The organism is Nocardioides sp. CFH 31398, assembly GCF_022436705.1.
Taxonomy (GTDB): domain Bacteria; phylum Actinomycetota; class Actinomycetes; order Propionibacteriales; family Nocardioidaceae; genus Nocardioides.
Map to the genome: position 1 here is coordinate 13,818 of NZ_JAKUHT010000037.1, position 17,614 is coordinate 31,431.

Annotated in this window: 25 protein-coding genes; 7 read left to right on the forward strand and 18 right to left on the reverse strand. The window is 73.2% G+C overall.

The genetic code is table 11. The features are described 5' to 3' along the window. Nucleotides 1-14 precede the first annotated feature (14 nt). The 15 genes from MJ876_RS20455 to rpsJ all read right to left on the reverse strand — a co-directional run bounded on the left by MJ876_RS20455 (nucleotide 15) and on the right by rpsJ (nucleotide 6,976). Nucleotides 15-200, reverse strand: a complete 186-nt coding sequence (locus tag MJ876_RS20455; protein ID WP_010831721.1) for a type Z 30S ribosomal protein S14 — start codon at nucleotides 198-200, stop codon at nucleotides 15-17. 1 nt (nucleotide 201) lies between these two features. After that, nucleotides 202-744: a 50S ribosomal protein L5 gene (gene rplE, locus MJ876_RS20460; RefSeq protein WP_240239295.1), complete on the reverse strand. Its 543-nt coding sequence runs from the start codon at nucleotides 742-744 to the stop codon at nucleotides 202-204. A gap of 85 nt (nucleotides 745-829) precedes the next feature. Beyond that, the gene (rplX, locus tag MJ876_RS20465; protein ID WP_240239231.1) at nucleotides 830-1,219 is read right to left on the reverse strand and encodes a 50S ribosomal protein L24; all 390 of its coding nucleotides are present in this window, start codon (nucleotides 1,217-1,219) and stop codon (nucleotides 830-832) included. 1 nt (nucleotide 1,220) lies between these two features. After that, nucleotides 1,221-1,589, reverse strand: coding sequence for a 50S ribosomal protein L14 (gene rplN / locus MJ876_RS20470; protein WP_240239233.1), 369 nt, complete (start codon nucleotides 1,587-1,589; stop codon nucleotides 1,221-1,223). Nucleotides 1,590-1,677: 88 nt separating this feature from the next. Beyond that, on the reverse strand, nucleotides 1,678-1,962 hold the full coding sequence (rpsQ, locus tag MJ876_RS20475; protein WP_240239235.1) for a 30S ribosomal protein S17: 285 nt from the start codon (nucleotides 1,960-1,962) through the stop codon (nucleotides 1,678-1,680). Further along, nucleotides 1,959-2,207 carry a 50S ribosomal protein L29 gene (gene rpmC / locus MJ876_RS20480; RefSeq protein WP_240239237.1) on the reverse strand — a complete coding sequence of 83 codons (249 nt, stop codon included), beginning with the start codon at nucleotides 2,205-2,207 and terminating at the stop codon, nucleotides 1,959-1,961. Before rpmC ends, rpsQ begins: the two co-directional genes overlap by 4 nt. Further along, nucleotides 2,207-2,626 (reverse strand): 50S ribosomal protein L16, encoded by a 420-nt coding sequence (gene rplP / locus MJ876_RS20485; RefSeq protein WP_240239239.1) that lies wholly within the window; start codon nucleotides 2,624-2,626, stop codon nucleotides 2,207-2,209. Before rplP ends, rpmC begins: the two co-directional genes overlap by 1 nt. Before the next feature lie 5 nt (nucleotides 2,627-2,631). Further along, entirely contained in the window at nucleotides 2,632-3,477 is an 846-nt protein-coding gene (rpsC, locus tag MJ876_RS20490; RefSeq protein ID WP_240239240.1) for a 30S ribosomal protein S3, read from the reverse strand. Beyond that, nucleotides 3,477-3,911: a 50S ribosomal protein L22 gene (gene rplV / locus MJ876_RS20495; protein WP_240239243.1), complete on the reverse strand. Its 435-nt coding sequence runs from the start codon at nucleotides 3,909-3,911 to the stop codon at nucleotides 3,477-3,479. The genes rpsC and rplV overlap by 1 nt, the downstream gene beginning before the upstream one ends. After that, nucleotides 3,908-4,189 (reverse strand): 30S ribosomal protein S19, encoded by a 282-nt coding sequence (gene rpsS / locus MJ876_RS20500; protein ID WP_240239245.1) that lies wholly within the window; start codon nucleotides 4,187-4,189, stop codon nucleotides 3,908-3,910. The genes rplV and rpsS overlap by 4 nt, the downstream gene beginning before the upstream one ends. A 26-nt stretch (nucleotides 4,190-4,215) precedes the next feature. Continuing rightward, the gene (rplB, locus tag MJ876_RS20505; protein ID WP_240239247.1) at nucleotides 4,216-5,049 is read right to left on the reverse strand and encodes a 50S ribosomal protein L2; all 834 of its coding nucleotides are present in this window, start codon (nucleotides 5,047-5,049) and stop codon (nucleotides 4,216-4,218) included. A 26-nt stretch (nucleotides 5,050-5,075) separates the two neighbouring features. Continuing rightward, entirely contained in the window at nucleotides 5,076-5,381 is a 306-nt protein-coding gene (rplW, locus tag MJ876_RS20510) for a 50S ribosomal protein L23 (protein ID WP_240239249.1), read from the reverse strand. Beyond that, nucleotides 5,378-6,001, reverse strand: coding sequence for a 50S ribosomal protein L4 (gene rplD, locus MJ876_RS20515; RefSeq protein ID WP_240239251.1), 624 nt, complete (start codon nucleotides 5,999-6,001; stop codon nucleotides 5,378-5,380). The genes rplW and rplD overlap by 4 nt, the downstream gene beginning before the upstream one ends. After that, nucleotides 5,998-6,657, reverse strand: a complete 660-nt coding sequence (gene rplC, locus MJ876_RS20520) for a 50S ribosomal protein L3 (RefSeq protein ID WP_240239253.1) — start codon at nucleotides 6,655-6,657, stop codon at nucleotides 5,998-6,000. Before rplC ends, rplD begins: the two co-directional genes overlap by 4 nt. Nucleotides 6,658-6,667: 10 nt before the next feature. Next, nucleotides 6,668-6,976: a 30S ribosomal protein S10 gene (gene rpsJ, locus MJ876_RS20525; RefSeq protein WP_240239255.1), complete on the reverse strand. Its 309-nt coding sequence runs from the start codon at nucleotides 6,974-6,976 to the stop codon at nucleotides 6,668-6,670. Nucleotides 6,977-7,723: 747 nt separating this feature from the next. Between rpsJ and MJ876_RS20530 the strand changes: the two genes are divergently transcribed. Genes MJ876_RS20530 through MJ876_RS20550 form a run of 5 tightly spaced genes read left to right on the forward strand, consistent with a single transcriptional unit; the run spans nucleotide 7,724 to nucleotide 12,994 of the window. Then, nucleotides 7,724-8,866, forward strand: coding sequence for a hypothetical protein (locus tag MJ876_RS20530; protein WP_240239257.1), 1,143 nt, complete (start codon nucleotides 7,724-7,726; stop codon nucleotides 8,864-8,866). Continuing rightward, nucleotides 8,863-9,456, forward strand: a complete 594-nt coding sequence (locus MJ876_RS20535) for a DUF4129 domain-containing protein (RefSeq protein ID WP_240239259.1) — start codon at nucleotides 8,863-8,865, stop codon at nucleotides 9,454-9,456. The genes MJ876_RS20530 and MJ876_RS20535 overlap by 4 nt, the downstream gene beginning before the upstream one ends. After that, the gene (locus tag MJ876_RS20540) at nucleotides 9,453-10,655 is read left to right on the forward strand and encodes a DUF4350 domain-containing protein (protein WP_240239261.1); all 1,203 of its coding nucleotides are present in this window, start codon (nucleotides 9,453-9,455) and stop codon (nucleotides 10,653-10,655) included. Before MJ876_RS20535 ends, MJ876_RS20540 begins: the two co-directional genes overlap by 4 nt. Further along, nucleotides 10,652-11,692 (forward strand): MoxR family ATPase, encoded by a 1,041-nt coding sequence (locus tag MJ876_RS20545; protein ID WP_240239263.1) that lies wholly within the window; start codon nucleotides 10,652-10,654, stop codon nucleotides 11,690-11,692. The genes MJ876_RS20540 and MJ876_RS20545 overlap by 4 nt, the downstream gene beginning before the upstream one ends. A 9-nt stretch (nucleotides 11,693-11,701) precedes the next feature. Beyond that, nucleotides 11,702-12,994, forward strand: coding sequence for a DUF58 domain-containing protein (locus MJ876_RS20550; protein WP_240239265.1), 1,293 nt, complete (start codon nucleotides 11,702-11,704; stop codon nucleotides 12,992-12,994). Nucleotides 12,995-13,060: 66 nt separating this feature from the next. On the opposite strand, the gene MJ876_RS20555 is transcribed toward MJ876_RS20550, so the two are convergent. Continuing rightward, complete coding sequence (locus tag MJ876_RS20555) at nucleotides 13,061-14,056, reverse strand: stage II sporulation protein M (protein WP_240239267.1); 996 nt, start codon at nucleotides 14,054-14,056, stop codon at nucleotides 13,061-13,063. A gap of 49 nt (nucleotides 14,057-14,105) precedes the next feature. On the opposite strand from MJ876_RS20555, the gene MJ876_RS20560 reads away from it, so the two are divergent. After that, nucleotides 14,106-14,933: an RDD family protein gene (locus MJ876_RS20560; RefSeq protein ID WP_240239269.1), complete on the forward strand. Its 828-nt coding sequence runs from the start codon at nucleotides 14,106-14,108 to the stop codon at nucleotides 14,931-14,933. Next, on the forward strand, nucleotides 14,930-15,337 hold the full coding sequence (locus tag MJ876_RS20565; RefSeq protein WP_240239271.1) for a hypothetical protein: 408 nt from the start codon (nucleotides 14,930-14,932) through the stop codon (nucleotides 15,335-15,337). The genes MJ876_RS20560 and MJ876_RS20565 overlap by 4 nt, the downstream gene beginning before the upstream one ends. Before the next feature lie 294 nt (nucleotides 15,338-15,631). Here the strand turns inward: MJ876_RS20565 and MJ876_RS20570 are convergent, their stop codons facing one another. Together MJ876_RS20570 and MJ876_RS20575 are read right to left on the reverse strand one after the other, a co-directional pair. Beyond that, on the reverse strand, nucleotides 15,632-16,591 hold the full coding sequence (locus tag MJ876_RS20570) for a hypothetical protein (protein WP_240239273.1): 960 nt from the start codon (nucleotides 16,589-16,591) through the stop codon (nucleotides 15,632-15,634). A 152-nt stretch (nucleotides 16,592-16,743) separates the two neighbouring features. Beyond that, nucleotides 16,744-17,523: a hypothetical protein gene (locus MJ876_RS20575; RefSeq protein ID WP_240239275.1), complete on the reverse strand. Its 780-nt coding sequence runs from the start codon at nucleotides 17,521-17,523 to the stop codon at nucleotides 16,744-16,746. Between the last annotated feature and the right edge of the window lie 91 nt (nucleotides 17,524-17,614).

Genomic DNA, 17,614 nt, shown 5'->3' on the forward strand with positions numbered 1-17,614 from the left:
TCGGTGGCTCGCGCTCACCAGGAGGACTTGGTCACGCCGGGCAGCTCGCCCCGGTGAGCCATCTCGCGCAGGCAGATCCGGCACAGGCCGAACTTGCGGTAGACGGCCTTGGGCCGCCCGCAGCGCTGGCAGCGGGTGTAGCCGCGGACCGCGAACTTGGGCTTGCGGGCCGCCTTCACCTTCAGGGAAGTCTTCGCCATCTCAGTTCTCCTTGAACGGGAAGCCGAGCTGCTTGAGCAGCGCACGCCCCTGGTCGTCGTTCTCGGCGGTGGTCACCACGGTGATGTCCATGCCTCGGGGACGGTCGATCTTGTCCTGGTCGATCTCGTGGAAGACGACCTGCTCGGTCAGACCGAAGGTGTAGTTGCCGCGACCGTCGAACTGGCGCGACTCGAGGCCGCGGAAGTCACGGATGCGGGGCAGCGCGATCGACAGCAGGCGGTCGAGGAACTCCCACATGCGGTCGCCACGCAGCGTCACGTGGGCGCCGATGGGCATGCCCTCGCGCAGCTTGAACTGCGCGATCGACTTCTTCGCGCGGTTGATCGCCGGCTTCTGACCGGTGATCAGCGCGAGGTCGCGGACGGCGCCCTCGATCAGCTTCGAGTCGCGAGCCGCCTCGCCGACACCCATGTTGACCACGATCTTGGTCAGGCCGGGCACCTGCATGACGTTCGGGATCTCGAACTCCGACTGCAGCGCCGGCAGGATCTCGGAGCGGAAGCGCTTCTTCAGGCGGGGCATCTCACGGGCGGAGATGGTCGGGGCGGACTCGACCTCGAGGTCGGGGTCGATCTGCTCCTCGATGGGGGTGGCGGTGTCGGCCATCTCAGATCTCCTCACCGGTCTTGCGCGAGACGCGCACGGAGCGGGTGGCGGTGTACGTCGTCCCGTCGGCGCGGCGCTTGGTCACTTCGTCGCGGCGGTAGCCCACGCGGGTCACGCCGTCGCCCTCGACCAGCATCACGTTGGACACGTGGATGGGGGCCTCGGTGGTGATGATGCCGCCGGACTTGCCGGAGCGGCCGCCCGCGTCGACGACCTTGGTGTGCTTCTTGACGCGGTTGACGCCCTCGACGATCACGCGGTCGTGCTCGCGCAGCACGCCGATGACCTTGCCCTGGGCGCCCTTGTCGCTGCCGGCGATCACCTTGACGGTGTCGCCCTTCTTGATCTTCATCGACTTCCTCGGCTTGTTCGCAGGCTTCTTGGAGGTCATGTCAGAGCACCTCGGGGGCGAGCGAGACGATCCGCATGAAGCGCTTCTCGCGCAGCTCGCGGCCGACGGGGCCGAAGATGCGGGTGCCGCGGGGCTCGCCGTCCTGCTTGAGGATGACGGCCGCGTTCTCGTCGAAGCGGATGTAGGAGCCGTCCGGACGACGGCGCTCCTTCACGGTGCGGACGATGACCGCCTTGACGACGTCGCCCTTCTTGACGTTGCCGCCGGGGATGGCGTCCTTGACGGTGGCGACGATGGTGTCGCCGATGCCGGCGTACCGGCGCCCGGAGCCACCGAGAACCCGGATGCACAGGATCTCCTTGGCACCGGTGTTGTCGGCGACCTTGAGCCGCGACTCCTGCTGGATCATGTCCTTCTCCTTGTCGCCCCGGTTCTCGCCTGGCGACGAGCCTGGGGGAACTCCACGGTGTGGTCGGTGACGGGCTGCTGCCCGTCGGTCACTTGGCCTTCTCGAGGACCTCGACGACGCGCCAGCGCTTGGTGGCCGACAGCGGGCGGGTCTCCATGATGCGGACCCGGTCGCCGGTGCCGCACTGGTTCTGCTCGTCGTGCGCCTTGAGGCGGCTGGTCTTGCGCATGACCTTGCCGTACAGCGCGTGCTTCACGCGGTCCTCGACGCTGACGACGACGGTCTTGTCCATCTTGTCGCTCACCACGAGGCCCTCGCGGACCTTGCGGCTGTTGCGCTGGGTGCTCGACCCGGTGCTCGACTCGGTGCTCATGCGTCCTTCTCGGTCTCGTCGGTCTCGCTGGTGCTGCGGATCCCGAGCTCGCGCTCACGGAGCACGGTGTAGATCCGGGCGATGTCCTTCTTGACCGTCCGCAGCCGGCCGTTGTTCTCCAGCTGGCCGGTGGCGGCCTGGAAGCGGAGGTTGAACAGCTCCTCCTTGGCCTCGCGCAGCTTGGTCTCGAGGTCGGCCTGCTCGAGCTCGTCGAGCTCGAACGCCTTGCTGGTCTTGGTCGCCATCACAGGTCACCTGCCTCACGGGACACGAAGCGGCACTTCATCGGGAGCTTGTGCATCGCGCGGCGCAGCGCCTCGCGGGCGACGTCCTCGCTGACACCGGAGAGCTCGAACATCACCCGACCGGGCTTGACGTTCGCGACCCACCACTCGGGCGAGCCCTTGCCGGAGCCCATGCGGGTCTCGGCCGGCTTCTTGGTCAGCGGGCGGTCCGGGTAGATGTTGATCCAGACCTTGCCGCCACGCTTGATGTGGCGCGTCATGGCGATACGGGCGGACTCGATCTGACGGTTCGTGACGTACGAACCCTCGGTCGCCTGGATGCCGAAGTCGCCGAACGCGAGACGGGTGCCGCCCTTGGCGGTGCCGCGGCGCTTGGGGTGGTGCTGCTTGCGGTGCTTGACGCGTCGGGGCATCAGCATGGTTCTCAGCCCTCCTGCCCGGCCGGAGCCGAGGTCGCGGCCTCCGCCGGAGCGCCGGTGGCCTCGCCCGCGGGGGCGGAGGTCTCGGGCGCGCCGTCGCGGGCCGAACGGGTGGGACGGTCGCCACGGGTGCCGCGCGACGGACGCTCGCCGCCGCGGCCACCACGGCCACCACGGCCGGGGGCGCCGGCGCGGGCGGCGGCCTGGGCCTCGCGCTCCGCGCGGGTGCCGGCGACCTCGCCCTTGTAGATCCAGACCTTCACGCCGATGCGGCCGAAGGTCGTCTTGGCCTCGTAGAAGCCGTAGTCGATGTCGGCGCGCAGGGTGTGCAGGGGCACGCGGCCCTCGCGGTAGAACTCGGTGCGCGACATCTCGGCGCCGTTGAGGCGGCCGGAGCACTGGATCCGGATGCCCTTGGCACCGGAGCGCATCGAGGTCTGGATCGCCTTGCGCATCGCGCGGCGGAACTGCACACGACCCGCGAGCTGCTCGGCGACGCCCTGCGCCACGAGCTGGGCGTCGATCTCGGCGCCCTTGACCTCGAGGATGTTCAGCTGCACCTGCTTGCCGGTGAGCTTCTCCAGCTCACCACGCAGCCGGTCGGCCTCCGCGCCGCGGCGGCCGATGACGATGCCCGGCCGGGCGGTGTGGATGTCGACGCGGACGCGGTCGCGGGTGCGCTCGATCTCGACCTTGGCGATGCCGGCCCGCTCCATGCCCTTCGAGAGCAGCTTGCGGATGGCGACGTCCTCGCCGACGTAGCTCTTGTAGAGCTTGTCGGCGTACCACCGGGTGCGGTGGTCGGTCGAGATGCCGAGGCGGAACCCGTTCGGGTTGATCTTCTGACCCATCAGGCGGTCCGTCCCTTCTTGCCCCGCTTGGCAGCGACCGCGTCGGCGGGCTGCACGGCGAGGGTGATGTGGCTCGTGCGCTTGTTGATGCGGGTCGCGCGTCCCTGCGCGCGGGGCCGCCAGCGCTTCATGGTCGGGCCCTCGTCGACCTGCGCGACCGACACGACCAGGGTCGCGGGGTCGAGGTCCTCGGTGGTCTCGGCGTTCGCGACCGCGGACTCCAGGACCTTGAGGACGGTCTCCGAGGCGGCCTGCGGCGCGAACTGCAGCGTCGCGCGGGCGTCCTCGACACCCATGCCGCGGACCAGGTCCACGACACGGCGGGCCTTCATCGGGGTGATCCGCACGAAGCGGGCGCTGGCGAACGCCCCCGGCTGGTCACCCAGCAGGGAGGTGCGGCGCGCGCTGGTGCGGGTGCGCTCGGTGGTGCTCATCGACGGCGCCCCTTCCGGTCGTCCTTGATGTGGCCGCGGAAGGTGCGGGTCGGGGCGAACTCGCCGAGCTTGTGCCCGACCATCGCGTCGGTGACGAACACCGGCACGTGCTTGCGACCGTCGTGGACGGCGATCGTGTGACCGATCATGTCCGGGACGATCATCGACCGGCGCGACCAGGTCTTGATGACGTTGTGGGAGCCCTTCTCGTTCTCCGCGTCCACCTTCTTCTGCAGGTGGTCGTCGACGAAGGGGCCCTTCTTCAGGCTGCGAGGCATCTCTGCTTATCCCTACCTAGTCCTGCTCAGCGCTTCTTGCCGGTGCGGCGGCGGCGGATGATCTGCTTGTCGCTGGCCTTGCGCTTGCGCGTGCGGCCCTCGGGCTTGCCCCACGGGGACACCGGGTGGCGACCACCGGAGGTCTTGCCCTCACCACCACCGTGCGGGTGGTCGACCGGGTTCATGACGACGCCGCGGACGGTCGGGCGCTTGCCCTTCCAGCGCATGCGGCCGGCCTTGCCCCAGTTGATGTTCGACTGCTCGGCGTTGCCGACCTCGCCCAGCGAGGCGCGGCAGCGGGCGTCGACGAACCGCATCTCGCCCGACGGCATGCGCAGCGTGGCGCGCGAGCCCTCCTTGGCGACCAGCTGGGCGCTGTTGCCGGCGGAGCGGGCGATCTTCGCGCCGCCGCCGGGGCGGAGCTCGACGCAGTGGATCGTCGTGCCGACCGGGATGTTGCGCAGCGGCAGGTTGTTGCCGGTCTTGATGTCGGCGCCAGGGCCCGACTCCACGACCGTGCCCTGGCGCAGGCCGCGCGGCGCGATGATGTAGCGCTTCTCGCCGTCGGCGTAGTGCAGCAGCGCGATGCGCGCGGTGCGGTTCGGGTCGTACTCGATGTGCGCGACCTTCGCCGGCACGCCGTCCTTGTCGTAGCGACGGAAGTCGATGATCCGGTAGGCGCGCTTGTGGCCGCCGCCCTGGTGGCGCGTGGTGATGCGGCCCTGGTTGTTGCGGCCGCCCTTCTTCGCCAGCGGGCGCGTGAGCGACTTCTCCGGGGTGGTCCGGGTGATCTCGACGAAGTCGGCCACCGAGCTGCCGCGGCGGCCCGGGGTGGTCGGCTTGTACTTACGGATAGCCATGTCTCAGATGTCCTCTCGCGTCCCGCTCAGCCGACCGGTCCGCCGAAGATGTCGATCCGGTCGCCCTCGGCGAGGGAGACGATCGCGCGCTTCGTGTCGTTGCGGCGGCCGATGCCGTAGCGGGTACGGCGGGCCTTGCCCTGGCGGTTCAGGGTGTTCACCGAGGTGACCTTGACGCCGAAGATCTTCTCGACGGCGATCTTGATCTCGGTCTTGTTGGCGTCCGGGCGGACGATGAACGTGTACTTGTTCGCGTCGAGCAGCCCGTAGCTCTTCTCGGAGACGACCGGCGCGATCAGGATGTCGCGCGGGTCCTTGTGCAGCGTGCTCACTTCTCGCCCTCCTCGCGGGTCGCGCCCTTCGCGGCGTGCGCGACGAACGCGTCGTACGCCTCGCGGGTGAACACGACGTCGTCGTTGACGAGGACGTCGTAGGTGTTCAGCTGGTCCGGGACGATCAGGTGCACCTCGGGCGCGTTGCGCAGCGACAGCCAGGTCAGGTGGTCCTCGCGGTCCACCACGACCAGGAAGCGGCGACGGTCGGCGAGCGCGTGCAGCGACGCCAGCGCGGCCTTGGTCGAGGGCACGTCGCCGTCGAGGAAGCCGTCGACCACGTGGACGCGGTCGTTGCGGGCCCGGTCGGACAGGGCGCCGCGGAGGGCGGCGGCCTTCATCTTCTTGGGGGTCCGCTGGCTGTAGTCGCGCGGCTGCGGGCCGTGGACGGTGCCACCGCCGGCGAACTGCGGCGCGCGGGTCGAGCCCTGGCGGGCGCGGCCGGTGCCCTTCTGGCGGTAGGGCTTGCGGCCACCACCGCGAACGGCGCCGCGGGTCTTGGTGGCGGCGGTGCCCTGGCGGGCCGCGGCCTGCTGGCCCACGACCACCTGGTGGATCAGCGACACGTTGGTCCTGGCGCCGAAGATCTCGGCGGGGAGGTCGACGTCGACCTTGCTCATCGGGAGGCCTCCTTCTTCGCCGCGGAACGCAGGACGACGACGCCGCCGCGGGGGCCGGGGACGGCACCCTTGACGAGCACGAGACCGCGCTCCGCGTCGACGGCGTGGACCGTGAGGTTCTGGGTGGTGACCGTCTCCGCACCCATCCGGCCGGACATCCGGGTGCCCTTGAAGACCCGGCCCGGCGTCGCGCAGGCACCGATGGAGCCCGGCTTGCGGTGGTTGCGGTGCGCGCCGTGCGAGGCGCCGACGCCGGAGAAGCCGTGACGCTTCATGGTTCCGGCGTAGCCCTTGCCCTTGCTGGTGGCGGTCACGTCGACGGCGTCGCCGACGGCGAACTCCTCGACGGTGAGCTCCTGGCCGACCTCGTAGGCGGAGGTGTCCGCGGTGCGGATCTCGACCACGTGGCGGCGCGGGGTCACGCCCGCCTTGGCGAACTGACCGGCGACCGGCTTGGTCACCTTGCGGGCCTCGATCTCGCCGAACCCGACCTGGACGGCGTTGTAGCCGTCGGTCTCCGGCCGGCGGATCGCGGTCACCACGTTGGTGGAGGCGGCGATCACGGTGACGGGGACGACCTTGTTGTCGGCGTCCCAGGTCTGGGTCATGCCGAGCTTGGTGCCCAGCAGGCCCTTCAGGGTGCGTTCGAAAGTCATGTCTTCAGCCTCAGAGCTTGATCTCGATGTCGACGCCGGCGGGCAGGTCCAGCCGCATGAGGGAGTCGACGGTCTTCGGCGTGGGGTCGATGATGTCGATGAGGCGCTTGTGGGTGCGCATCTCGAAGTGCTCGCGCGAGTCCTTGTACTTGTGCGGCGAGCGGATCACGCAGTACACGTTCTTTTCGGTCGGCAGCGGCACCGGGCCCGCGACGCGCGCGCCGGTACGGGTGACCGTGTCGACGATCTTCTGCGCGGAGGTGTCGATCACCTCGTGGTCGTAGGCCTTGAGCCTGATGCGGATCTTCTGTCCCGCCATAGGTCTGAGATGTCCTCACTCGAACGTGTACCGGAGTACAAGGGCGTACGTCGTGCTCGGTCCTGCGGTGCGGTCCCGGGTGGGTCCGCCCCGTTCGTGCCCGGCCTCGTCCGACCCCCGCGGTCGGGCGTGTCGCGCGGACTTCCTGCGCGACCCCGCACGTTCACGAGGCTGTCGGCCAGCGGTGCCACCCCGCGCGAGCGGGGCGGATCGGGTCTCCTGGATCGGTGCGGCCGCACGCCACCACCGTCGATCCCTGGAGACACGATGAAGTGGTCAAGCACTGCCACACCCCGGCAACCCGCCGGAGCAACCGCACTATCCTGACACCACCCGCCGACCTACTTCAAATCGGGTCGGCACCCGCGCTTGCGTGGGTGCCATCCGACGAGGGTCGAGACACCGGTGACGATACCTGCGGCCTCGGGCGCGCCTGTGGAACGAGGGCGCGTCGGGCGCCCCTCCCGGAACGAGACGGATGACCGCTCAGGTGGTCGAGCAGCCGAGCCGCGCCAGCGGCTCCGCGTCGTCGAGACCACCGGAGTCGGACCGCGCACCTCTCCCTGTGGTCTCGACGAGGCGGTGCGAGCGGCTCCCTTCGACGTCACCGGGTCTCGACCCGCGGCCGCGACCTCGTTCCTCGGTCGCGCGCTCGCTCGACCTCCTCGCCTCGCGACCTCGCAGGCTCGGTCGCGGGTTCGGACCTGACAGGATGGCCGCCACACAGGCTGGGCGAAGGGGGAGCGCATGGCACCGGAGGAGCAGTTCCCACCACCGGGCGCGCCACCGCCACCCGGGCCGCCCGGTCCGCCGTACGGGAGTGCCGCCGCGGCGCCGGGGTACGGCGCGCCGGGCCCCATGACCTACCAGGGGCCGCCGGCCTGGCAGGCGGGCCCGCCACCGTTCGCCGGGGCCGCCCACAAGCCGGGCGCGATCCCGATCCGCCCGCTGCGCCTCGGCGACATGTACGACGCCGCCTTCAAGATCATCCGCTTCAACCCCCGCGCGACCGTCGGGTCCGCGGCGCTGGTGGCGGCGGCCGCGATGGCCGTCCCGGTCGTGGTCACCCTCGTCCTGTCGGCGACGCTCGACCTGTCCCTTGGGTTCCTCGACCCGTCGACCACGACCACCCCCGGCGCCGCGCCGGAGCCGAGCGACGCCGACGCCATCGGCTTCATCGGCGCCTTCGGCTCCTTCGTGCTGGGCGCACTGGCCCAGTCCGTCGGTCTCGTCCTCGTGACCGGGATGATCGCCCACGTGACGATGGCGGCCGCCGTCGGACGACGGCTGTCCCTCAAGGAGGCGTGGGACGCCACCCACGGCCGCCGCTGGCGGCTGCTCGGCCTGACCTTCCTCATGGGGCTGGCGTACACGGTCGTCCTCGGCCTCTACATCGCCCTGTGGGTGGTGCTGGTCCTCGCCGTCGGCGAGCCCGTCGTCCTCGTGCTGTTCGGCATCGTCACCGTGCCTGCCGTGGTCGCGCTGTACGTCTGGGCGTGGGTGCGGCTCAGCTACCTCGCCGTCCCCGCCCTGATGCTCGAGCGCACGGGCGTCCTCGCCGCCCTCGGGCGGGCGTTCCGCCTGACGCGCCGGCAGTTCTGGCGCACGCTCGGCATCGCCCTGCTGACCGGCCTGATCGCGCAGATCGCGGGGAGCATCATCAGCTTCCCGGTCTCGCTGCTGGCCCAGCTGTCGCTGGCGCTACCGGCGCTGGGTGGCTACCAGGTCTTCGTGTTCGTCCTCGGGCAGGCGCTGTCCACCGTGGTGGTCGCCGCCTTCGTCTCGCCGTTCTCCGCCGCCGTCACCTCCCTGCAGTACGTCGACCAGCGCATGCGCAAGGAGGCGCTGGACGTCGAGCTCCTCGCCCGCGCGGGGATCACCTCGCCGTGACCGGGCTCGAGCCCTCGGGCGACGAGGCGCGGGAGGAGCTCCGCCGCGAGCTGCTCCTGCCCGAGTACAACCAGGAGAACCCCGTCCTGCGGTTCCTGGACTGGTTGTCGCGCTGGCTCGACGAGGGCCTGCGCCGGGCCGGTGAGACCGACCCGCTCGTCGCCGCCGCCGCGATGGTGGTGCTCGTCGCCCTCGCCCTGGCCCTGCTGTGGCTGCTCTCCCGCGCCCGCGGCGACCGCGGCCGACGCACCGCCGGCGAGGGTGTGCTGGACGACGTGCGCGCCACCGCCGACGAGCTGCGCGCCGCCGCTGAGGCCGCCCTCGCGGAGGGCCGCCTGCCCGAGGCGTTCGCCGACGCCTTCCGCGCCCTCGCCGTCCGGCAGGTCGAGCGGGGCCGCCTGGCCGACCTGCCCGGGCTCACCGCCCGCGAGATCGCGACCACCCTCGCCGACGACCACCCCGGCCGTGAGGCGGCGCTGCGCCGGGCGGCGTCCGGCTTCGACGAGGTCGTCTACGGCGAACGGTCGCTGCCCGAGGACCGCGTGCGCGAGGTCCTCGCCCTCGACGGCGACCTGGCGGGCGTCCGGTGAGCGCGGCCACGGCCGACCCGCCGGCCCCGCCGACCCCGTCCGCCGGGGCCGACCGGACCTCCGGGGCCCGCCGGTTCCTGCCCCGCCGCTCGACCGTGCTGGTCGTCCTCGTCGTGCTGCTCACCGTCGTCCTGGTCGCCCTCACCGCGCGCGACGCCACCCGCACCGACCCGCTCGACCCGCGCAACCCCTCCCCCAGCGGCGCCCAGGCGCTCGCCCGGGTGCTCGACGACGAGGGCGTGGAGGTGGACGTCGTCCGCGACCTCGAGGCCTTCGAGCGCACCGAGGTCGACGGCGGCACGACCGTCCTCGTCACCTCGCCGTACGGCCTCGGCGGGTCGGTCACCGACCGGCTCCTCGAGCACGCTGCCGACGGCCAGCTGGTCGTCGCGGGTGCCGGGGCGGGCGCGGTGGGCATCGTGGACGACGCCGACACCCCCACCTTCGTCGACGGCCCCGAGGACGTCCCTGCCGACTGCACCGGCGACGCCTCCGGGGGCGCGGACCTGACGGACCTCGAGATCACGGTCGACACCGCCGAGGCCTACCCGTTCGACGGGTGCTTCGCCGTCGACGAGGGGTCGCTGCTCGTCAGCCCGCGCCCCGGCGTGAGCGTGCTCGGGGCGGACGGCGTCCTGTCGAACGAGCAGATCCTGCGCGCGGACAACGCCGCCGTGGCGCTCCGCCTGCTGGGGGCGCGCGAGCGGCTGGTCTGGTTCGTGCCGGACCCCGCCGACCTGTCGGCCGGCGACAGCGCCGCCCCGTCGTCGCTGCTGCCGCCCTGGCTGGGCCCGTCGCTGTGGCTGCTGCTCCTGACCTCGTTCGTGGCCATCTACTGGCGCGCCCGCCGGTTCGGGCCCCTCGTGACCGAGCCGCTGCCCGTCCACGTCAAGGCCTCCGAGACGACCCGCAGCCGCGGACGGCTCTACCACCGCGGCCGGGACCGGGGCCACGCCGCCGGGGCCCTGCGCCGCGCCACCCGCGAGCGGCTCGCCACCCGGCTGGGGATCCCCGCCGCACCGGCCGCGCCCGGCGCCCCGGACCCCGTCGTCCTCGACGTCGCGCGGCGCACGGCGCGGCACCCCGCCGAGGTCGCCTGGCTGCTCGACCCGACCGCTCCCCCACCGGAGTCCGACACCGAGCTCGTCGACCTGGCCGACGCGCTCGCCGCGCTCGACAGAGAGGTACGCCGCACATGACCCACGACCCCACGACGGACGGCGGGATGCTCGCGAAGGACCCTGGCGAGCAGACCCGCGCCCGACCCGCGGGCGGCCCCTCCGGCGGGGAGGCCCGCGAGCGCCTCTCCGACGTGCGCCGCGAGGTGGCGAAGGCCGTGGTCGGCCAGGACGCCGCCGTCTCGGGCCTGCTGGTGGCGCTCCTGTGCGGCGGGCACGTGCTGATGGAGGGCGTGCCGGGCGTGGCCAAGACGCTGCTGGTGCGGACCCTCGCCGGCGCGCTCGACGTCGACACCCGGCGGGTGCAGTTCACCCCCGACCTGATGCCGGGCGACATCACCGGCTCGATGGTCATCGACGCCGCCCACCAGGGTGAGCTGACCTTCCGCCAGGGCCCGGTGTTCACCAACCTGCTCCTCGCCGACGAGATCAACCGGACGCCGCCCAAGACGCAGAGCGCCCTGCTCGAGGCGATGGAGGAGGGCCAGGTCTCGGTCGACGGCCGCTCCCGCCCGCTGCCCTCCCCGTTCCTGGTCGCCGCCACGCAGAACCCCGTCGAGTACGAGGGCACCTACCCCCTGCCGGAGGCGCAGCTGGACCGGTTCCTGCTGAAGGTCGTGCTGCCGATCCCCGAGCGCGCGCAGGAGATGGAGGTGCTCCGGCGACACGCGGGCGGTTTCGACCCCCGCGACGTCCGGGGCGCGGGGGTGAGGGCCGTGGCCGGGCCGGACGACGTCCTCGCCGGACGCGCGGCCGTCGCCCGGGTCCAGGTCTCCGACGAGGTCGCCGGCTACATCGTCGACGTCGCCCGCGCCACCCGGGACTCCCCGTCGCTCAGCCTCGGGGTCAGCCCGCGCGGCGCCACCGCCCTGATGCGCGCCGCCCGCGCCTGGGCGTGGTTGAACGGGCGCGACTTCGTCACCCCCGACGACGTGAAGGCACTCGCCCACGCCACGCTGGTGCACCGCCTCGGCCTGCGGCCCGAGGCCGAGCTGGAGGGCACCGACGTCGCGCAGGTGCTGGCGTCCGCGCTCGGCTCGGTCCCGGTGCCCCGCTAGGCGCCCGGCGTGGTCCTCACCTGGCGGGTCCCGGCCCTGCTCGCCCTCGGCGTGCTGCCCCTGGTGCTGCGCCCGAGCGCCGGCGTCGGCTGGGGCTGGGTGGGCCTGGTCCTGCTGGTCGGGCTCGTGGACCTCCTGCTCGCGCCGTCCACCGACCGGCTCGAGGTGGGCCGCGAGCCCACGGGGTCTGTCCGCACCGGCGAGCGGACGAGCACGACGCTCGTCGTCACCAACACCGGACGCCGCCGCCTGAGGGGCGCGCTGCGCGACGCCTGGCAGCCCACGGCCGGCGCCACCGGCAACCGCCACCGCCTGGGCCTCGACCCCGGCGGCACCGCCCGGCTCACCACCGCCCTCACCCCGGTGCGGCGCGGCGACCTGCGGGCGGCCGGCGTGACCGTGCGGTCCTCGGGGCCCCTGCGGCTCGTCGCGCGCCAGCGGACCCGCGAGGTGCCCGGTGCCGTCCGCAGCCTCCCGCCGTTCGAGTCGCGCAAGCACCTGCCCAGCCGGCTCGCACGGCTGCGCGAGCTCGACGGCCGCGCCGCCGTCCGGGTGCGCGGGCAGGGGACGGAGTTCGACTCCCTGCGCGAGTACGTCGACGGCGACGACGTCCGCTCCATCGACTGGCGGGCCAGCGCCCGGACCCGCACCGTCGTCGTCCGGACCTGGCAGCCGGAGCGCGACCGCCGCGTCGTCCTCGTCCTCGACACCTCGCGGGTCTCCGCCGGGCGGGTCGACGACGTCCCGCGCCTCGACTCCGCGATGGACGCCGCCCTCTTGCTCGCCGCACTCGCCGCCCGCGCCGGCGACCGCGTGGACTTCGTCGCCGGCGACCGCCGCGTCCGCTCCCGGGTCCGCTCGACCGGGTCCCGGGCGATCGCCGGGACCCTGCAGGACGCGATGGCGGACCTCTCCCCCGTGCTCGCGGAGGCGGACTGGTCCGCGCTGGCCGCGGCGGTCAACGCGATGGGTCGCCGCCGCTGCCTCGTCGTCCTGCTCACGCCGTTGGAGCCGGCCGCCGTCGAGGAGAGCCTGCTGCCGACGCTGGTCACGCTCACGCGCCACCACCGCGTCGTCCTCGCCTCGGTGCGCGACCCCGAGCTCGAGCGGCTGGCCACCGCCCGCGGCACCGTCGCCGAGACCTACGGCGCCGCAGCCGCCGAGCAGGCCCTCGGCCGGCGCCGCCGCACCGCCGACATGCTGCGGACCCTCGGCGTCGACGTGGTCGACGCGGACGCCGAGTCGCTGCCCCCGGCCCTCGCCGACCACTACCTGTCGCTCAAGGCCCGCGGCCTCCTCTGAGGCTCCCCCGTGGGCTCCCCCGGAGCTGCTCGGACCTCCTGGGGGCCCCGGCGTCCGGGAGCCGCGTCAGGCCGCGGTCGCGACCCGGTCCTCGAGCAGCGCGGCGTCGAGGTCGCCGTCGTGACCGCGACGGTGGGCCGCGCGGCCCACGACGAAGACGTAGGCGAGGAACAGGACCTCGGCGACGACCCCGATCCCCACCCGCGCCCAGGTGGGGAGGCCGGACGGCGTCACGAAGCCCTCGATGAGGCCGCTGACGAACAGGACGGCGGCGAGGCCGAGCGCCATGGTGCCGATCGTGCGGCCCTCGCGGGCCAGCGACGTCGCCCGGCTGACGGGCCCCGGGGAGACCCAGGACCAGAACAGCCGCAGACCGGTGCCACCGGCGACGAAGATCGCCGTCAGCTCCAGCAGTCCGTGCGGCAGCAGCAGGCCCCAGAAGAAGGCGCCCTGGTCGGCCCGGTGCATGATCGCGCCGATGATCGCGAGGTTGGCGAGGTTCTGGAAGAGCAGGTAGATCACGGGGAAGCCGAGGATGCCGAGCGCCAGGCACAGCGCGCTGACCCAGGCGTTGTTCACCCACACCTGCGCGGCGAACTCGCCGGCGGCGTACTCGCTGTAGTAGCCCTCGAAGTCCTCGTTGACGAGCTGGTCGATCTGCTCGGGACCGAGCAGGGTCTGCTCGACCTGCGGGTTCGCGAGCAGCCACAGGATCATGACCGCGGTGACGATCGCGCTGCCGGCGATCGTGCCGAGCCACCACCAGCGCAGGCGGTACAGCGCGCCCGGGAACCGCTCGGTGAAGAACGACGTGACGCTGCGCCAGGTCGTGATCCGCGCGCCCTCCGACCGGGTGCGGGCCCGGGCGAGCAGCGAGCTGAGGTAGGCGACCAGCGAGGCGTCGGGGGCGGAGGTCCGGACGACGGAGAGGTGCGTGGCCACCCGCTGGTACAGCTCGACGAGCTCGTCGGCCTCCGCGCCGCTCGGGCGGCCGCGACGCACCAGCTCCTCGAGCCGCCGCCACTCGGCGTGGTGCGCGGCCACGTAGGCGTCCAGGTCCACGGCGCCGATCCTAGGGGCCCGCCGCGGCGGGCCTCCTACGATGAGCCCGATGGACGCCCACCCCTCCGCCGGCGCACGCGAGCTGGCCACCCTGACCGACGACGACCTCGTCACCGGCGAGGCCGTCGCGCTCGACCTGCCGCCCGCCGGGCTCGCCGTCCGGATCGGCTCGGGGCTCGTCGACGTGGTCGCCACCCTGGTCCTGCTGGTGGTGGGGGCCTTCACCGTCGTCCTCGGGGCGGCCGGGAGCAGCGGTGCCGTCCAGACCATCGCGTTCATCGGGCTGACGGTGACGGTGTTCCTCGTCTTCCCGACCACGATGGAGACGCTCACGCGCGGCCGCACCCTGGGCAAGCTGGCCTTCGGGCTGCGGACCGTGCGCGAGGACGCCGGCCCCATCTCGTTCCAGCACGCCCTCGTGCGGTCGATGATCGGGTACGTCGAGATCTACGCCCTCACCGGCGTCCCGGCCTTCTTCTCCATGCTGCTGTCGTCGAAGGGCAAGCGCCTCGGGGACTACGCCGCCGGCACGTACGTCGTCCGCGAGCGCGTGCCGCTGCGGCTCGACGTCCCCGCCGCCATGCCGCCGCCGCTGGCCGGGTGGGCGCAGCGGGCCGACATGACGGCGCTGCCGACGTCGCTGGCGCTGGCGGTGCGGCAGTTCCTCGGTCGTGCCGCGACGCTGGAGCCGGCGAGCCGGCACACCATCGGCGCCGACCTGGCCCGCCAGGTGTCGGCGCACGTGGCTCCCCCGCCCCCGCCGGGCACCCCGCCGGAGGCGTTCCTCGCGGCGGTCGTGGCCGAGCGGCGCGAGCGCGACGCCCGGCGGCTGGCGCGGGAGGCGCAGCTGCGTCACCGCCTGGTCTCGGGCCGGTGAGCGCGGGAGCCCTCGCGGCGAGCGTCGCCCGGCTGCTGCTCGGGGCGTTCCTGGTGCTCGCCGGGGTGGCCCACCTCGTGGTCCCCGACGAGTTCCTCGCCCAGGTCCCGCCGTTCCTGCCCGCTCCGGGCGCGATCGTGCTGGTCTCCGGGCTGGTCGAGATCGTCCTCGGCCTCGCCGCGCTCCTCGCGCCCGCTGACCGTCGTCCGGTGGTGGGGCTGGCGGTCGCCGGCCTGTTCGTGGTCGTTTTCCCCGGCAACGTCTCCCAGTACCTCACCGCGACCGACGCCTTCGGCCTCGACACCGACGGCGCCCGTGCGACCCGCCTGCTCTTCCAGCCGCTTTTGGTGGCGTGGGCGCTGTGGTGCACCGGCGCCTGGCGCCGCCTGCGCCCGGCCCCCTAGGTCGAGTCGGCACGTCTGCGCACCCCAGAGGGGTCGAGTCGGCACGTCTGCGCACCTCGGAGGGCTCGAGTCGGCACGTCTGCGCACCCCAGAGGGGTCGAGTCGGCACGTCTGCGCACCCCAGGGCCGGGGCCGAGACCGCCGTACGAGGCAACGGGTCTCGACAGGCTCGACCGCCGGTGGTCGAGCCTGTCGAGACCCTCGACGTGCGCAGACGTGACGACTCGACGCCGCCCAGCTGCGCAGACGTGACGACTCGACGCCCCCCAGCTGCGCAGACGTGACGACTCGGCGTCAGCTGATGCGGACCTCGCCGGTGCCGGGGTTGCGGGCGTCCTCGTCGTACGGCGTGACGACGACCTCGTACTCGCCGACCTCCGCCTGGATCGTGCACTCCTCCGGGAAGGTGATGAGGGAGTCCTCGTTGCAGACCTCGTTGCCGTCGGGGTCGTTGACGACCATGACGATGTCGGTCTCGACGTCGGACTGGGCCTCGATGCGCAGGCGGCCGGGCGAGGAGACGGTCACGGTGACGACGGCGGGGCCGGAGGACAGGTCGAAGTCGACGACGTCGCTGCCGCCGCCCCCGCCGCCCGGGTCCTCGGTCGGGCCCTCGGTCGGCGAGGACTCCTCGGTCGGCGTGGACTCCTCCGTCGGGCTGGCCTCGGACGACGACTCGGTGGGCGACGGCTCCGAGGACGACGACTCGGTCCCGCTGGCGGTGTTGCTGTCGTCGTCGTCACCGCCGAAGGCGGCGACCAGGCCCCAGATCACGAGGCCCAGCACCAGCAACGTCGCCAGACCGGCGCCGATGAGCACGCCGGGGTTCATGCCCTTCTTGGGGGGCATGCCGCCGCCCTGCGCCTGCCAGGGCTGTCCACCGGGCGGGGGTCCCTGCTGCCAGCCGCCGCCCTGGGGGCCCGGCTGGGACTGCCAGGGTCCCGGCTGCTGACCCTGCCAGCCCCCGGCCGGCGGCCCGCCCTGCCAGGACGGGCCCGGCTGGCCGGACTGCTGCGGACCGGACTGCTGCCACGGCCCCTCGCCGCTGGGCTGCTGACCACCCCACTGCTGGCCCGCCTGAGGGCCCGACTGCTGACCGGGCTGCTGACCCGGCAGCTGACCGGGCTGCTGCCAGACCGAGGGGTCCTGCGCGGCCCGGGTGACGTCGGCGTCGCCGGCGACCGGGAGCGAGCAGAAGGGGCAACGGTCCTCACCGGCGGCGAACTGCGTGCCGCACCGGACACAGGTGTTCATGGGCTCCTCCTGGAGCGACGAGCTGGAAGGTGCGACGCGGTCGTCGCTGGCTGAGCGTAGGACCGCGACGTGGGGCTGCACCAGACAATTGGCATGCCGGTGACCGATCCGAGACGCGGGCCCCCGGCGTCCGGCCGCGGCTCCGCGGACGGTCACTCGATCTCGACCGTTCCCGTCCCGCCCGGGTCGCCGCTGTAGGTGGACACGACGACGTCGTACACCGCACCGACCTGCGGGTTTCCCAGCGTGCAGCTCTCCGGGTCGACGAAGCTGGCGTCGCTGCGGCACGCCTCGACCCCGCGCGGGCCGGTGACGGTGAGGACGATGTCCTCGGGCGCGTCGGGCGACGCCGTCACGGTGGTCGGACCGTCGACCGCGATGGTCAGGTCGATCGACTGCGACCCCGACGCCAGGTCGTAGGTCGTGCTGGTCCCGTCCGTCCCGGTCGCGTCGGGGCTGTCGGGCTCCGTGGCCTGCTCGGCGGAGGCCGACGGGCTCGGCGAGGACGGTTCGGCGGACGGCGACGCGGAGGACTCCGCCGTGCGGTCGTCGCCGTCCGAGACCGTGCTGGTGACGGCCCACGCGCCGAGCCCGACGACGAGGAGCATCGCGGCACCTCCGCCGACCAGCGCGGCCAGGCGGCCCTTCGAGTGCCCCCGCGCCGGTGCCGGCGGCACCGGCCGGCCGAGCCGGGGCGGCACCTGCCCGTAGGGCTGGGAGTACTCCGGACCGCCGTACGGCTGCCGGCCGTACGCCGGGTGCTGCGGGTAGGGCGGCGGTGGCTGCTGGTAGGGCGCCTGCTCCCCGGGCGCGGGGGCGCTCCCCGGACCGCGTCGGCCGGAAGCCGTGCGGGTGGCCTCCGGGTCGGGGGCGCAGTGCGGGCAGGGACCCTCCGCGGAGAGCGGACGGCCGCAGGTGGGGCAGGACGGCATGGCAGGCTCCTCGATCGACGACAGGCGGTCCCGAGCCCACGACGCCGGTGATCGTAGGCACGGGCCCCGGTCGCCGGGAAACCAATTACGC

What these genes read in the sequence shown, in the direction of transcription:
- rplV (WP_240239243.1), bottom strand. Translation starts at nt 3,911, where the DNA reads ATGAGCACCACCGAGCGCACCCGCACCAGCGCGCGCCGCACCTCCCTG.
- MJ876_RS20570 (WP_240239273.1), bottom strand. Translation starts at nt 16,591, where the DNA reads ATGAACACCTGTGTCCGGTGCGGCACGCAGTTCGCCGCCGGTGAGGAC.
- rplC (WP_240239253.1), bottom strand. Translation starts at nt 6,657, where the DNA reads ATGACTTTCGAACGCACCCTGAAGGGCCTGCTGGGCACCAAGCTCGGC.
- rpsQ (WP_240239235.1), bottom strand. Translation starts at nt 1,962, where the DNA reads ATGAGCACCGAGTCGAGCACCGGGTCGAGCACCCAGCGCAACAGCCGC.
- rpmC (WP_240239237.1), bottom strand. Translation starts at nt 2,207, where the DNA reads ATGGCGACCAAGACCAGCAAGGCGTTCGAGCTCGACGAGCTCGAGCAG.
- rpsJ (WP_240239255.1), bottom strand. Translation starts at nt 6,976, where the DNA reads ATGGCGGGACAGAAGATCCGCATCAGGCTCAAGGCCTACGACCACGAG.
- rplP (WP_240239239.1), bottom strand. Translation starts at nt 2,626, where the DNA reads ATGCTGATGCCCCGACGCGTCAAGCACCGCAAGCAGCACCACCCCAAG.
- MJ876_RS20575 (WP_240239275.1), bottom strand. Translation starts at nt 17,523, where the DNA reads ATGCCGTCCTGCCCCACCTGCGGCCGTCCGCTCTCCGCGGAGGGTCCC.
- MJ876_RS20560 (WP_240239269.1), top strand. Translation starts at nt 14,106, where the DNA reads ATGGACGCCCACCCCTCCGCCGGCGCACGCGAGCTGGCCACCCTGACC.
- rplN (WP_240239233.1), bottom strand. Translation starts at nt 1,589, where the DNA reads ATGATCCAGCAGGAGTCGCGGCTCAAGGTCGCCGACAACACCGGTGCC.
- rplD (WP_240239251.1), bottom strand. Translation starts at nt 6,001, where the DNA reads ATGAGCAAGGTCGACGTCGACCTCCCCGCCGAGATCTTCGGCGCCAGG.
- rpsS (WP_240239245.1), bottom strand. Translation starts at nt 4,189, where the DNA reads ATGCCTCGCAGCCTGAAGAAGGGCCCCTTCGTCGACGACCACCTGCAG.
- MJ876_RS20455 (WP_010831721.1), bottom strand. Translation starts at nt 200, where the DNA reads ATGGCGAAGACTTCCCTGAAGGTGAAGGCGGCCCGCAAGCCCAAGTTC.
- rplB (WP_240239247.1), bottom strand. Translation starts at nt 5,049, where the DNA reads ATGGCTATCCGTAAGTACAAGCCGACCACCCCGGGCCGCCGCGGCAGC.
- rpsC (WP_240239240.1), bottom strand. Translation starts at nt 3,477, where the DNA reads ATGGGTCAGAAGATCAACCCGAACGGGTTCCGCCTCGGCATCTCGACC.
- rplX (WP_240239231.1), bottom strand. Translation starts at nt 1,219, where the DNA reads ATGACCTCCAAGAAGCCTGCGAACAAGCCGAGGAAGTCGATGAAGATC.
- MJ876_RS20545 (WP_240239263.1), top strand. Translation starts at nt 10,652, where the DNA reads ATGACCCACGACCCCACGACGGACGGCGGGATGCTCGCGAAGGACCCT.
- MJ876_RS20530 (WP_240239257.1), top strand. Translation starts at nt 7,724, where the DNA reads ATGGCACCGGAGGAGCAGTTCCCACCACCGGGCGCGCCACCGCCACCC.
- rplE (WP_240239295.1), bottom strand. Translation starts at nt 744, where the DNA reads ATGCCCCGCCTGAAGAAGCGCTTCCGCTCCGAGATCCTGCCGGCGCTG.